We start from the raw sequence: 14,717 nt of genomic DNA on the forward strand, positions 1-14,717 counted from the left end.
ATTAATAACTCGTTAAAAAAAATCTAATAAACTGAAGTAAATGCAAGATTTTTTCTAATTTCCTTTAGGAGGATAAAATGAATAATTTAAAATTACAGGCACTTTGCTTACTCGTTGAATTTAAAAAATTAGCTCCAGTCGCCAAAGAACTGGGTATTACAGCCCCAACCGTGTCCTTTCATATTCGTTCAATTGAGGAGGAATATGGCATTCGTTTATTTCGCACAAATGCAGGTGGGTACCGCTTAACGGAAGCGGGCGAGGGTGTTTATCATTATGCTCGTCAAATTGTACAGCTCCAAAAGGATATGAATCGCTTTATTGAAAACCTCTTAGCTGGGCATATCGGCTCCCTCCGACTTGGGGCAAGTGGATTACCCGCACATATTTTCATGCCCGATTTAATCCATCAGGTTTCAATGGCTTATCCAGAGATTCGTATTTCGTTAGAGGTGAAAACAGCTCCTGAAATTGAACATAAAGTGGCCCTTCAAGAATTAGATTTTGGGCTCATTATGGAGACTAAACAGGAAAATACCGCCCTTCATTACGAGACAATCGGAGAAGATGCCCTTGTTTTAGCATTAAGCCCAACACATGCACTCGCATCTAAAAAGCACATCACGAGAGAGGATGTTCTTAAAAATAAACTGTTATTGCATACTTCATCTAGCTCCACGAATCACTTCATTGAAAAGTGGATGGACCCCTTTCAGCCTTCTACTTATACCATCGAATTGGATTCGGTAAGTACAATAAAAAAAATGCTGACCTTCGGAAAGAACTTGGCTTTCGTTTCCGCTGCCTTAATTGAAGAAGAATTGAAATCGGGTCTACTAATGAAAAAGGATTTACAAGATGTGACGCTTCGCAGAAAGATTCAATTTATCTATCCTAAAACGCGGTTAGATAATGCCATTGATGAGTTTGTCAAAATGTCGATTTACGAAGTAGCACAGCGATTAAAAATGTCTTCAGTTCTGACATAATTCCACAGATCGCCGTAATAAAATGCAATGGGGATATATTTATTAGAAAGGAGGAATGTATGTGCTAACCAAATTGCTGACAAAGGATTGTATCCAAGTTACAAACTTTGTTCAGTCCTGGCAAGAAGCCATTCGTTTAGCCGCCAACCCATTAATACGGCAACATAAAATTGAACAACGCTATATCGAGGCAATGATTCAATCCATTGAGCAATATGGTCCCTATGTCGTCATTACGCCGAAAGTTGCTATTCCACATGCACGGCCAACAGACGGTGTTCATGCCTTAGCACTAAGTTTGCTACGTTTACAGCAGCCTGTTTTTTTCAGCCCTAATCAGCCTGTCTTTTTAATTATTGTTTTAGCTGCAATCGACCATACATCACATCTACAAGCATTGGCTGATCTAACCTTAGTGCTACAACATCCGGATCAGATTGATAGCCTTATTGCTTGTCAGCATGAAGAAGACATACGAGAGAAGATCAAACAATATACGACAAAGGAGGCAGCAGGATGAAAATATTAGTCGTGTGCGGTAGCGGATTAGGAAGTAGCTTTATTTTAGAATTAAATGTAAAGAAGGCATTAGAGGCTATGGGCAAAGAGGCGGAGGTGACACATACGGATTTAGCATCCGCAAAGGCGGAGAAAGCTGATATTTATTTAGGTGCGGCTGATATTGTGAATGAATTAGAGAAAGACAACACAATCATTGTGAGTATCGTCAATATGATGAATATATCGGAAATTAAGGAAAAGCTGGAACCCTGGCTTTAAGCAAAAAAAATTTGGATAGGATGAGGTGTTGGTATGTTAGATGTTATCATGCATGACATTTTAGGAACACCAGCTATATTAGTCGGCCTATTCGCATTTATTGGTTTATTCATTCAAAAGAAATCAAGCTCCACTATTCTTTCTGGTACGTTAAAAACGATAATGGGCTTTGTGATCCTAGGGGCAGGAGCAACTGTCCTAATTGGCTCTTTAGATCATTTTAGTAAAATGTTTGATCATGCTTTTCAAGTACAGGGAGTTATTCCTAACAACGAGGCTATCGTAGCAGCTGCTCAAACTAATTTTGGAACAGCCACTGCACTCATTATGGTATTTGGGATGATTATGAATTTATTACTTGCGCGATTTACGCCATTAAAATATATCTTTTTAACTGGGCATCATACATTATTCATGGCTTGTTTAATCGCTGCCTCTTTATCTGTTGGTGGAATGAGTGGGACACCTCTTATCATTGTCGGTTCTATTATACTCGGACTTTGTATGGTAGTGTTTCCTGCTATTTTGCAACCAACTGTCCGCCAAATAACAGGCAGTGATGATTTTGCTGTCGGTCATTTTGGTAGTGTTGGTTACTATGTATCTGCCAAAATAGGCAAGCTCGTTGGTAATAAAGCAAAATCAACAGAAGATATACAGGTACCTAAGTCCCTTGGCTTTTTACGTGATACATCTGTCGCTATCTCTTTAACCATGAGTGTATTCTTTGTCATTGTAGCGCTATTCGCGGGACCTTCCTATATAGAGGCTCAACTATCTGGTGGATCTAACTTCATTATTTTCGCCATTATGCAAGCGATTACATTTGCTGCTGGGGTATATATCATTTTAGCTGGTGTACGGATGTTAATTGCTGAAATTATTCCAGCCTTTAAAGGCATTGCTGATAAACTTGTGCCCCATACTAAGCCTGCACTCGATTGCCCAACTATTTTCCCATTTGCCCCGAATGCTGTGATCATTGGTTTCCTATTTAGCTTTTTAGCTGGACTTGTTTCAATGTTTATACTGCCTTTCATCGGACTGAAAGTAATTGTGCCAGGGCTAGTTCCCCACTTCTTTACTGGTGCTGCAGCAGGTGTGTTTGGCAATGCTACAGGAGGCAGAATCGGTGCCATGTCAGGTGCCTTTGCTAACGGTTTATTAATTAGCTTTATTCCCGCGATACTTCTAATCTTTATGGGAGATATCGGTTACGAAGGTACGACCTTTGGTGATTCAGACTTTGGGATTATCGGCATTATTATTATTAATTTATTAAAATTATTTGGAGCTGTTTAAATCTAGATAAAAGCCCTACGCAAATTGCGTTGGGCTTTTTGTTGTTGTACATCCGTGGAAAAGTGGGAAACTTTAATAAATATATTACTTGATTAGTCATCTAGCTTTATATTATTAACTTATTATGTATATAGATTTGGATATATATTCTTATAGCTCCTACAGAAATTTATTTTATTCGACGTCTGACATCCGACTAAAAATATTAAATTTTTGCCGATATATACTTTATAACTAGAAACAACAGGAGGTACATATTTTGAAAAAATTAATGGTGGCTTGTCTTTTGATTGCTCTATTAATAGCAGGCTGTTCATCGGCTGAGACAGATACATCAACGGAAGGTTATAAGATAGGAGTTTTACTATCGGATGCCGGACTTGGAGATGAATCATTCAACGATTCTGCTTTTAAAGGACTTGAAAAGGCGCGGGATGAACTTGGTATTTTATTTGATTATAAAGAGGCACCAGATGGAAATTATGAGGAAAAGCTACAGGAGCTTGTAGAAGAAAAATATGATATTATCATAGGTCTCGGCTTTTCTGTACAAGAGGCACTAGAAAAGACTGCGAAGCAATTCCCTGAGCAACAATTTGTATTGATTGATGGACAGTCAGATGTGAACAACATTATCTCCATTACCTTTAAGGAGCAAGAAGGTAGTTTCTTAGTTGGTATGGTGGCTGCTATGACAAGCAAAACAGGAAAAATCGGCTTTATTGGTGGGGCAGATGCTCCTGTTATCCATCACTTTGAAAATGGTTTTATAGAAGGAGCTCGCTATGTAAACCCAAATATTGAAATTATGAGTGACTATGCAGGTACCTTTGATGATACACAAGCTGGTGCGGCAATCGCTGATAAATATGTCCAAAATCAAGTTGATTTTATTTACCACGCTGCTGGTTTTACAGGCTTTGGGGCGATAAAAAAAGCTGAAGAGATGGGAATTTATGCAGCTGGGGTTGATATCGATCAATTTTATATCGCTGAAAAAACAGTCGTCACTTCTATGTTAAAGAATGTTGACCATGCCGTTTTTCAACTCGCAAAAACATTGGTGGATGAAGGTAAATTAACTGAAAAATCCTTGTCTCTAGGGCTAGCCGAGCAAGGTGTAGGACTAGCTGATATCCGTGTGATTACATTAACGTCTGAGCAACAAGCCGCCATTGAAAAAGCCCGTGAAGCAATTGTTTCAGGCTCGATAAAAGTTTCTGCAGAAAAGAGGGATAGTTAGTGACACTACGAAAGAAATTATTTATGAACACATTGATCCCCATCTTGCTGGCAATGGGGATGATTGGTTTTATTATTGTTCAAACATTTTCCATTCAAACAACGGCTCAAGATGATACCGCACTATTACTCTCAGTGAAAGAGCTTGAACAAAGCTTCGTAGTTGCTAGCCAATCATTAAATAACTACACCTATTTAGATAGTGAGGCCAATAAAAACGAAGCACTTGCTATATTACAAGAAACAAAAGTCAATTTAGATGCATTAGCATCCCTATCGAAAATTCCTAAACATCAGAAATTAATTAGTAAAATTACAGATAAGTTTGTAGCGCTCGAAAAAGCTACAAAAGCAGGCCTGCAAGAGGGCAATCGTCCAGAAGTTAAAAAGCAATCTCTTCGAATTAAAGGCATTTTAAATGATATGTATTTGCTGAAAAAAGAAACGAATGATTGGTATCAAGAGATGATACAAGTAACAAAGCAAAAAATTGGTTTTATTATTACTACAGCTATCATAGGCAGTGTCCTGTTAATCTTAGCAACCATTGTATATTCCTATGTAGCTGCTAAAAGAATTACGAAGCCTATCAACCAAATTGTAGAATGTGCCCAGAGCGCGGCTACTGGGGATCTCACGATAGATACCTCCACCCTTTCCTATCAATCAAATAGCCGTTATGAAATTGATCGATTGACTGAAAGTTTTTCACAAATGATGACGAATTTAAAGAGTACCGTTTTGTCCATCGATCAAATAGGCAAGGATGTTAGTTTATTTACACAGGATGTAACAAGCCATATGCAAACTATTAACGAAGGTAGCAATCAAGTAGCAGTATCTACGGACGAATTAGCAAAGGGTAGTTACACAATGTCAGAAGAGATTCAATCGGTCGCGATTCTCATGAATAATATGTCGGATCAATTTAAATCAGTTGCTCACACAACAGAGCAATCAGCTATACATGGTAAACAGGCATTGGATGCCGTTCAAAATGGGCAATATACATTGGAAAAACAATCTACTATTGCGAAGGATATTCAAGGTGCCTCACTAGCAATTAAAAATGCTGTTACTCAATTTTCACAATTTACAACAGAAATCGAAGGAGCCGCTAATGCTGTTCATACAATTGCCAGCCAAACAAATTTGTTAGCTTTAAATGCAGCTATTGAAGCAGCCCGTGCTGGCGAAGCAGGAAAAGGATTTGCTGTCGTAGCCGATGAAGTTAAAAAGCTTTCTTCTGAAACGGAACATGCGACAAATTTAATTTCTTCAATGGTTACTCATATTCAAGATGGTATAGATCACATCCTAACAACGGCTGAAAGAGGGCATGAGCTTTCAAATGAGCAAGCACAATCCATGCTAGAAACGGAACATTCATTTGCAGCCATTACTAATCATATTACTGATATCCATCATGATTTACAGCATCTCACTAAGGAAATGATGCAAACAAATGAAATGAGCCAGCAAGTGAATGGTACGATTGAAAATATTTCTGCGATTACAGAAGAAACAGCCGCAGGTACAGAGGAAATTTCAGCCTCAACACAGGAACAACTAGTATCCTTCCAAAAAATAAATACAAAAATCGTCGATCTTCAAAAAATGACGGATACATTAATGAGTGAGCTTAAAAAATTCACATTATAGCCTGTCAAATAAACATAAAGAAATCCAGTGAACAACTAGTCACTGGATTTCTTCATTTTATAATGTTAAGCCACCATCAACTACTACGATAGAGCCTGTCATATAGCTTGCTTTGTCTGATGCTAGGAAAGCAACCATTTCTGCTAATTCTTCTGGTTTAGCATAACGTCCCATTCTCATATTTGGAATTTCCTCTGGAATATAGCCCCCTGTTTCAAACATAGCAGTTACACTGTTTGTTAGCGCTGTTTCCACTCCACCAGGACAAATCGCATTAATACGAATACCCTTTTTCACATACTCTAATGAAGCAGATTTAGTTAAACCAATAACTGCATGCTTACTTGCAGAATAAACAGCCATACTATGCTCGCTACGAACACCAGCCGTTGAAGCTGTATTTATAATAGAGCCGCTACCTTGTCCTTCCATTACTTTAATGACATGTTTTAAGCCAAGAAAAACTCCTTTTACGTTAATTGACATAATGCGATCATATTCATGATCAGTAATCTCTGTTAATGGGGAGATTTTTTGAATCACTCCTGCATTATTGAAAAATACATCAATCCGACCATATGTTTCAACGGCAGCATTCACATATTTCTCTACATCTTCACCTTTCGAAACATCAGCTTGAACGAAGATTCCCTCTCCGCCTTGTTCTTTCACCAATTTTAATGTTTCTTCTCCCGTTTCCTTGTTGAAATCAACGATCACGACTTTTGCACCGTTGCTAGCAAGCTTTAAACTGCTTGCTCTTCCAATACCGCTTCCAGCACCCGTTACTACAGCAATTTTATTTAAAAGATCCATCTTCCATTCCTCCCTAGTATGTTGACTACATGGTCTATTTTATTGCTACTTTCCCCTTTTTTATTGTATTATTTTACACAAAATAGTACTTTCCCATTGTCTGTCCATAAAAATTGTAACTGCTTTCATTTTGAAAGCACCATGAAGAACTGAGGTGTGTAACACGTGAAAATATCCACTATCGACCTTCAATACATAAGTCAACTCGTTTATGAAACACATCATCTTCCTGTCTCTTATATTCATGCTTCGGGAGAAATAATTTTTGAATATGCATCAGCGGAATGTCAAAGTCATCCAACCTATCATTCTATAAAGGAACAATTGAAAACATATCCTTACCATACGTCTTCATCGGACTATCCGATTTTTTTCACTATCGCTAATGTTAATTTTTTCTTTATCAACCTCATCATAAACAAACAGCATTTAGGAGCCATAATTGTCGGTCCCTCTCTTTCACCACAATTGGAGGAAACCACATATCATGAGCACGAGCCAATTCCTACTCTTCATTATCAGCAGAGCTTAGCTATTAGTTTATTTGTTTATTATTCCATCTATCAGCGGAAATTAAATAAAACAGCGGTAATTCATTACAACCAAGAGCTAAAGCCACTTATTCGTCATGAGGACATACAGCGCTTGAGCTTTCGTATGCCAGAAGAAATGATATTGTTCATACAAATCTTTACTATGAAAAAATATTATTAGACAATGTGAAAAATGGGCGTATGGAGAAATTAACAGAAGTCTTGAACTATTCCATTGTTGAACAAGCCGAACTAGGCGTACTTTCAAAGCGTAATAATTTAAAAAGTGTACAATATTTGATGATTACAGGGATTGCCCTAATTTGTCGTGCAGCGATTGCAGGTGGGTTAAACGAAGAAACAGCCTTTACACTAAGTGATTTTTACATTCAAAAACTAGAGGATCAAAATAGTTTAATCGACATTCTTTCGTTAATGGAGGAAGCTATCTACGACTATACAAGTCGTGTAGCACAAGCCAAAACAAGGAAATATTCGGCTCCCATTACTACTTGTATTCATTATATTGAAAATCAATTATACGGAGATATAACACTCGATCAACTTTCAGCTATTTGCCATTTAAGCCCCAATTATCTCTCCTCCTTATTTAAAAAGGAAGTAGGGATTTCCTTTACTGAATATATTCAGCAGCAAAGGATTGATGAGGCGAAGAAGCTCTTAACATTTACAAACTATCCAATCTTAGATATCGGCTCTTTACTTAATTTCACTGACCAAAGCTATTTTATTAAAGTTTTCAAGAAATTTACTGGTATCACCCCTAAGCAATATAGAACTAAATATGCTCATCAATAAATTGATAGAGGAGAGAAAGTAATAAGTTGGTGGGAACTAGCTTTTATTTTCTCTTTTTTTGAAAGTACTAACAGAAACTTTTATTACATACCTTGTATTAAAACGTAATCATTACACTTTAAGGAGGTACTTGTGGAACGTCTTGCTCTCTCTAAATATGCATTGAATTTTTGGTTCCTCTTCATTCTATTTATTAGCATTCTATCGCTAATCTTGTTCAACATCTCTGCTCTGAACAATCTAAGCTCCTCTTTACTCAGTTTGAACACCATATTTTTAAGTATTTTAATTGAGGCATTACCATTTGTCTTAATTGGGATACTCATTGCTGGCTTTATTCAAATTTTTATTACAGAGGAACATATCCAAAGGTGGATCCCTCGAAACCCTTTGTTGGCCGTTGTTATGAGCTGTCTTATAGGAGCCTTATTTCCAGCCTGTGAATGTGGAATTGTTCCGATTGTTAAAAGATTGATTGCCAAAGGGGTACCTATTCATGCAGCTATGGGATTTATGTTAACTGGCCCGCTCATTAATCCAGTCGTTATTCTTTCTACCTATATGGCATTTGGCAATGATTTAAGAATAGCTAGCCTTCGGATGCTAATTGGCTTTGTCATTGCCATTGTAGTCGCATTACTCATCAGCTTGTTTTTTAAAGGCTCACAATTTAAACGTTCCTTACAGCCCTATTCATTGACACCTACTACTCAACAAACATCTTTCGTCACAAAACTAATGACGATGTTTAAACATGCCATTGATGAATTTTTTGATGTGGGCAAATACTTCATTATTGGGGCATTTTTAGCTGCCTTTGTGCAAACCTATGTATCTACCAAAGCACTCGTTGAAATTGGAGATGGTGTATCCTCCTCTATTTTGGTCATGATGGGCTTAGCCTTCATTTTATCCCTTTGTTCGGAGGCCGACGCCTTTATTGGCGCATCCTTTAGCGCCGTTTTCTCCACACCATCCATTCTTGCATTTCTTATTTTCGGCCCAATGATTGACCTGAAAAATACTATCATGTTGATGAGCGTATTCCGCTTAAAATTTGTCTTTTCGTTAATCGCCTTAGTGGCTACAGTTGTCTACATTAGTATATGGATTCTTTCAGCGTATCTCTAAGGGGGTAAACTATGAAATTTCACGTGCAACAAGCACTAAGAGCCTTAATGCTCCTCGCTTTTTCGGCTATGATAGCCAATCTGCATTGGACCGGAGAACTAACAAAACTCATCAACCCTAAATATGAGGGCCTTAGTCAAACAGCTGCCGCTTTATTTTTTATACTTTTTCTTGTGCAATTAACAACCGTTCTAACTTTCCCAAAGACTTCCCATCCATGTCATCCAATCGGACAAGCTTGCTGCTCTAATCACGACCATGTTCACGCTTCCTCTACACGAAAAAAATGGCTAGCCTACCTTATTATCATAACCCCCATCATGACAGGCTTCTTCGTACCAGCCAAAATATTGGATGCTGCCATCGCTGATAAAAAGGGTGGTGCTTTTATGATCACTCAGCAAAATCAATCATCTAAAATAGAGGATTACCTGACTTCAAATGAAATGATCGATGAAAATATTTACGATGAGCATGATGCTGATCCCCGACTTCTGGAGGAAAAACAGGAGATGACGAAAAAACAATATGAACAATTAAAGCAACGGCTCTCACAACAGCCTATGCTGAAAATGACCGATGAAGACTATACCATTTACTATGAAGAAATCAATCAAAATTTGTCTAATTATTTAGGGAAGAAAATTCAAATAAAGGGCTTTGTTTTAAAAGAGGAAAGCTTTACAGAGCAGCAACTAGTTATTTCAAGATTTCTTATTACCCATTGTGTCGCTGATGCAAGTATCGTAGGCTTTCTTACAGAATTTCCTGAGGCACCTACCCTCACAGAAGATACTTGGCTCGAAGTAGTCGGTACCATTGGTCAAACAACATATGAGGGGGCAAGCTTACCAGTCATCCATATTGATAATTGGGTAACAATTGAACAACCCGAATCACCCTATCTTTATCCTATTAATGTTCGGATGAGCTTCTAGCAAAAAAGGGCAAAACTATTTGTTTGCCCTTTTTCGTTTATTTAGTAGATAATTGCACGTTTAAGCCTAAATGGGAACTTAATGTACTACCTTCATATTCAGCTCTGAATAATCCACGCTCTATTAACAGAGGGATAACATCGCTAAAGAATAAATCCAAAGATTTCGCCGGACCACCTGGAACAGCAATAAAGCCATCCAATGCCCCCTCCTCATAAAAAGTAACAATTTGATCGACAATATGCTGTGGTGTGCCGATTGCTACAAGATGTGCTGAACCAATTACTTCTGGACGAGCAAGCAGTACTTCAACAGATGGTTCATTCTCCGTGATGTAACGACGAACTAGATCAGCATGTGTTCGACTGCGCACTTTTTGATTCTCGGGTGGTAACAAATCCACTGTTACAGGATCATGTAGCGCCATATGTCGAACATTCAAACCAATGACAGACTCTAAAGCATCGTAACGACGCTCCAAGGTTAAATGTGCGTGTGCATGATGGTACATGTCTAAAGCTTCTTCATATGTATCGCCAATAAAGAAGTAGAGTCCTGGTAATAAACGTATATCATCTGCTGTACGTCCCACGTTAACAGCTCGTTTCCGTAAATCATTGCGCATTTCAATACCAACCTCCATAGCTGGAGTCGCCGCAAAAATGGCATTGGATACGGTTGCTGCAAATTGTCGCCCTACGTCCGATGCACCTGCTTGAAATAATGGAATTTCACCCGCCGGATGCATCGGTATATTTAACGGCCCCTTTATATGGAAAAACTCTCCCTCATGATTGATTGGTTTCATAAGTTCTTTTATTTTCTCTATATTGCCATCTGTTTCTAACATTTCATACGGATTACTATGCCATAGCTGCTTCACAACCTTAGTACATTCAGCCGCTTTAGCATAACGCTCCTCTGAGGAAGGCATAGGCTCGTTACTAAAATTATAGGCACCATCAATGGAGGTCACGATATTCCATCCTACACGTCCCCCACTAATCCAATTCAAGGATTGTAATTGTCGGGCAATCAAATAGGGTGGTATAAAGGATGTAGAAATGGTAGTTACTAAACCTATTTGCTTCGTTTCTCTTGCCACTGCTGTCAATAAAAAGCTAGGGTCTAACCCAACTGTACCTTTTGTTTTAGCCATTAATTCTGGATGAGCCATTAAGTAATCTGCTTTAAATAAAAAATCTAATTTCGCCGCCTCAGCACGCTTCGCGAATGCAATATGCTCATCCATCAACACATCTTTCTCACCATGTTTGTTTTGCACAGCTAGATGCATACCAATAATGAGATGTCTTTTCATGAATACTCCACTCCTTTTAAATGAAAATGATTATCATTTTCATCATACTCATTCATGTATAAGATTGCAATGCCATTTGCCATAAAAAAGAGGTGCCTCCGTTGAATGGGCACCTAGACGTTATTATTTAAAACACTTACTATAAAGGAAAATAGCTGTTATCATAATAAAAGATATCACCAAAGGCGCAGTGGTATCCATGAAAAGTTTGACCTCTTTATTAACAGCTAGCCTAGACTTTAATAGTGTGGGTAGTTCCCTATTTCAATTAATGCAAATGCTAGTTATCACTAAACAATTACGATGTCGAGAAGTTAAATAGGCTTTGCAAAAATTTGTTTTTCAATAGGGTCCCAAAGGACAATTCCTACATCTTGTTGCTGATCAATGATCCGAACTGTAATGGGAATGTAATCGATTAATATCCTATTTAAATTGGTACTTATGAGCTGTAATAGACCAATCAGCTCTGGTTCATTTATAAGTGGAGCGTTCATCTCTATTTGAATATCTGTTAATTTACCTTCTTCATATCGTAGCTTGCCAAATATTTTTAGGTTTACATGTTTAAATCCCTCCTGAATGTCCTCTTTGAAAAGCAATAATTTAGTATACATATTTTGATCTAAACTATATAACGCTTCCGAGGGGAATATATAAAATTTCTTATCTATTTCAGCCCATTTTGTAATGCTAGCTTCCCCCTGAGGAATAAACGTTTCTGCTAAAAATACCCCTGGAATAATATCATTTACATTCGATTCTTGAAATAACGTAAGGGTAATAGGAACATTCGGTATTTTTACATTTCCCCTAATATCTTTAATTATCTTTTCAGCTACTTTTTTCCCAAAGTTTTTGACATCATCGACATCATCATCGTTTTGGTCTACTTTTACTTGCCCAGTGTAAATTAAACCTTCACCATCAGTTACTCGTATGTCATAATATTCATTTAACGATATAGCAATTGACATACCTTCTATTGTACTAGTTTCTTTATTAATAAAATTTTGTTCCAATACATGGGAAAGGATTAAGGGATACCTTTTTTCATCCTCTAAAACATTATCGGTTTTATGTTCGATTGCAGGGTTTAAACCTACATCATCATTTGTTTTTCTACTTAGCCATTGACTAATTGTTTCATCACTTAAATATTGACCTTCCTGCAAATAAAACTTGTCAGTTGGAAATTGATGGATGGATAATTCCATTAAACCTCTTTCTAATTCATTCATATTTAATGCATTATTCATATTCATGATTATGGAGCCTCTAGCAATATTAAATTTAGTAGGATGTTGAATTTCATAAGTTTCCTTTTTTTGAATAGACGATATATACTTTTTCTCATTGTTCGTGCTCCCCTCCATCTCACTATTACAAGCACTTAAAAATAATAGGGGTGCCACCAAAAATAACATTCGTTGTCTTCTTTTCATCACGATTACTCCTCGATCATTATGGTACATTTCAAATACCTTTATTTACCATAACAAATTTACCGAAATAATACATCATTAACTTGAAAATTTCACCATTCCCCTCCTTTTGTTAATGCGATGTCGCCCATCAAAAAAAGACCTATGTTCATAAAAGAACATAAGTCTACTAGTTTGGTTGGGTTGCCTCAGAGATGCAATTAGCTTTAATGCACTCTTCCCTATTTACATAGCAAATGCTACATCATTCTTACTTTGCATTCTTATCTGGCTGATGAATACCAAATACATTGCCTTCCGTATCGATATAGTATCCTTGCCATGCCATACCTGGTAATGCATACTTTGGCATAGCTACTTGGCCACCGTTTTCTAGAATTTTGGCTTCCGTTATATCATAACTTTCTACGCCCATCGTACAAGCAAATCCATTCATAGCTTGGTTAGGCTCTGGAGGAGGACCTTGACGTTGCATTAAAGCGCCATCAATGCCATGCTCATCCTCAACACCTGTTACCGCTCCAAAATACGGCATTCCTGCGTAGTCACTCCAATCTTGAAATGACCAACCAAATACGTTCCCATAGAAATTCTTTGCTCTCTCCATGTCACTTACATGAATTTCAAAATGAACCAATCTCCCCATTGTATCCTCCTTCGAAGCAAATATGTTTGAATACATTTACTATAAAGCATTTTTGATAAGATGAAAAATAAAATAATTATTAATTTTCTATCAATTCAACATTGCATGATTTCAGATGAATCTCTAAAGCTACATGAAACTAATTTATAATTGACTATACACGGAAAATGCATCTGTTATATTATATTGTTCTGTTCGAGAATTCCCTTCAGCCCCTACTGTTACTAAGATGTATTCTTGTCCATTTATTGTAGCTAAACTTGCTAAACATAAACCCGCATCATCTGTATAGCCTGTTTTCCCACCTAAAATTTCTCCACCTGGTAATGCTCTTGTTGTCATATTTTGAAACATTTTATTTGTAAAGGTTATTCCCTCTGGATGACGATTTGTAGGTTTGATAGAATATCTTTCCGCTGTATACACTTGACGAAACTCATCATTTGCTAATGCATATTGCAAAAGTAAAGACATATCTTTGACAGTCGTATAATGCTCTGTATGATGCAATCCAGTAGTATTCATAAAATGAGTATTTTTCATGCCTAACTGTTGGGCCTTTTCATTCATTAAATTTACAAATTTTCTTTCCGAGCCAGCAATATATTCAGCTAAACCGATGGAAGCCTCGGCGCCTGATGGCAGCATAGAACCATATAATAAATCCTCTAACGTAAGCTCTTCATTTGGGAGAAAGCCAGCAAGTGATGCGTTCGCTTCGTATAAATTATTAAATATATTATTCCCTAAAACAATTTCTTCCTGTAAATTAGGAATCTGCTCGATAGCCACTAAAACCGTCATCATTTTTGTTAATGACGCAGGGTAAATAACTTCCTCACTATTTTTATCTATCAGAACTTTATTTTCATCTAAATTCACTAAAATAGCATTCGAGCTATATAAATTAACATTCATCATATCGCCACTCTTTGTTGGCGTGTCAAACGATTGCGTGTTGACTTGTAAGGATACAGGCGTTTCTTTAGCCCATATAAAATAAACAAACAGCATGACGAAAATGAATAGTATAGTAAAAATACCTTTTCTCTTGAACATATAAAAACAACTCCTTCTCATTATGTCTTTATTC

The 14,717-nt window shown here is 37.2% G+C and carries 15 protein-coding genes; 10 read left to right on the plus strand and 5 right to left on the minus strand.

The window, feature by feature from the left end; translation table 11 throughout:
- Window positions 1-77: 77 nt before the first annotated feature.
- The 6 genes from AC07YC_RS01165 (at window position 78) to AC07YC_RS01190 (ending at window position 5,975) form a co-directional block, all read left to right on the plus strand.
- Complete coding sequence (locus tag AC07YC_RS01165) at window positions 78-989, plus strand: LysR family transcriptional regulator (protein WP_494918147.1); 912 nt, start codon at window positions 78-80, stop codon at window positions 987-989.
- 55 nt (window positions 990-1,044) lie between these two features.
- Window positions 1,045-1,509 carry a PTS sugar transporter subunit IIA gene (locus AC07YC_RS01170; protein ID WP_494918148.1) on the plus strand — a complete coding sequence of 155 codons (465 nt, stop codon included), beginning with the start codon at window positions 1,045-1,047 and terminating at the stop codon, window positions 1,507-1,509.
- Window positions 1,506-1,769, plus strand: coding sequence for a PTS sugar transporter subunit IIB (locus AC07YC_RS01175; RefSeq protein ID WP_494918149.1), 264 nt, complete (start codon window positions 1,506-1,508; stop codon window positions 1,767-1,769). Before AC07YC_RS01170 ends, AC07YC_RS01175 begins: the two co-directional genes overlap by 4 nt.
- Window positions 1,770-1,802: 33 nt before the next feature.
- Window positions 1,803-3,071, plus strand: coding sequence for a PTS ascorbate transporter subunit IIC (ulaA, locus tag AC07YC_RS01180; protein WP_336634135.1), 1,269 nt, complete (start codon window positions 1,803-1,805; stop codon window positions 3,069-3,071).
- Between the two features lie 259 nt (window positions 3,072-3,330).
- Window positions 3,331-4,314: a BMP family lipoprotein gene (locus AC07YC_RS01185; RefSeq protein ID WP_494918151.1), complete on the plus strand. Its 984-nt coding sequence runs from the start codon at window positions 3,331-3,333 to the stop codon at window positions 4,312-4,314.
- Complete coding sequence (locus AC07YC_RS01190) at window positions 4,314-5,975, plus strand: methyl-accepting chemotaxis protein (RefSeq protein WP_494918152.1); 1,662 nt, start codon at window positions 4,314-4,316, stop codon at window positions 5,973-5,975. Before AC07YC_RS01185 ends, AC07YC_RS01190 begins: the two co-directional genes overlap by 1 nt.
- A gap of 57 nt (window positions 5,976-6,032) precedes the next feature.
- Here AC07YC_RS01190 and AC07YC_RS01195 read toward each other — a convergent pair whose 3' ends face one another.
- Window positions 6,033-6,791, minus strand: coding sequence for an SDR family NAD(P)-dependent oxidoreductase (locus AC07YC_RS01195; RefSeq protein ID WP_494918153.1), 759 nt, complete (start codon window positions 6,789-6,791; stop codon window positions 6,033-6,035).
- 165 nt (window positions 6,792-6,956) lie between these two features.
- On the opposite strand from AC07YC_RS01195, the gene AC07YC_RS01200 reads away from it, so the two are divergent.
- From AC07YC_RS01200 to AC07YC_RS01215, 4 genes are all read left to right on the plus strand, one after another.
- On the plus strand, window positions 6,957-7,505 hold the full coding sequence (locus AC07YC_RS01200) for a hypothetical protein (protein ID WP_494918154.1): 549 nt from the start codon (window positions 6,957-6,959) through the stop codon (window positions 7,503-7,505).
- A 20-nt stretch (window positions 7,506-7,525) separates the two neighbouring features.
- Window positions 7,526-8,143 carry an AraC family transcriptional regulator gene (locus AC07YC_RS01205; protein WP_494918155.1) on the plus strand — a complete coding sequence of 206 codons (618 nt, stop codon included), beginning with the start codon at window positions 7,526-7,528 and terminating at the stop codon, window positions 8,141-8,143.
- Between the two features lie 132 nt (window positions 8,144-8,275).
- Entirely contained in the window at window positions 8,276-9,274 is a 999-nt protein-coding gene (locus AC07YC_RS01210) for a permease (protein WP_494918156.1), read from the plus strand.
- 11 nt (window positions 9,275-9,285) lie between these two features.
- Window positions 9,286-10,212: a TIGR03943 family putative permease subunit gene (locus AC07YC_RS01215; protein WP_494918157.1), complete on the plus strand. Its 927-nt coding sequence runs from the start codon at window positions 9,286-9,288 to the stop codon at window positions 10,210-10,212.
- Between the two features lie 37 nt (window positions 10,213-10,249).
- Here AC07YC_RS01215 and AC07YC_RS01220 read toward each other — a convergent pair whose 3' ends face one another.
- The 4 genes from AC07YC_RS01220 to AC07YC_RS01235 all read right to left on the minus strand — a co-directional run bounded on the left by AC07YC_RS01220 (window position 10,250) and on the right by AC07YC_RS01235 (window position 14,683).
- Complete coding sequence (locus AC07YC_RS01220; RefSeq protein WP_494918158.1) at window positions 10,250-11,533, minus strand: NtaA/DmoA family FMN-dependent monooxygenase; 1,284 nt, start codon at window positions 11,531-11,533, stop codon at window positions 10,250-10,252.
- Between the two features lie 314 nt (window positions 11,534-11,847).
- Window positions 11,848-12,978, minus strand: coding sequence for a CamS family sex pheromone protein (locus tag AC07YC_RS01225; RefSeq protein WP_494918160.1), 1,131 nt, complete (start codon window positions 12,976-12,978; stop codon window positions 11,848-11,850).
- Between the two features lie 250 nt (window positions 12,979-13,228).
- Entirely contained in the window at window positions 13,229-13,624 is a 396-nt protein-coding gene (locus tag AC07YC_RS01230) for a VOC family protein (protein ID WP_494918161.1), read from the minus strand.
- A gap of 144 nt (window positions 13,625-13,768) precedes the next feature.
- Window positions 13,769-14,683: a D-alanyl-D-alanine carboxypeptidase family protein gene (locus AC07YC_RS01235; RefSeq protein WP_336634144.1), complete on the minus strand. Its 915-nt coding sequence runs from the start codon at window positions 14,681-14,683 to the stop codon at window positions 13,769-13,771.
- Window positions 14,684-14,717: the final 34 nt, after the last annotated feature.

This window comes from Lysinibacillus sp. GW247-5R2A (assembly GCF_059424475.1).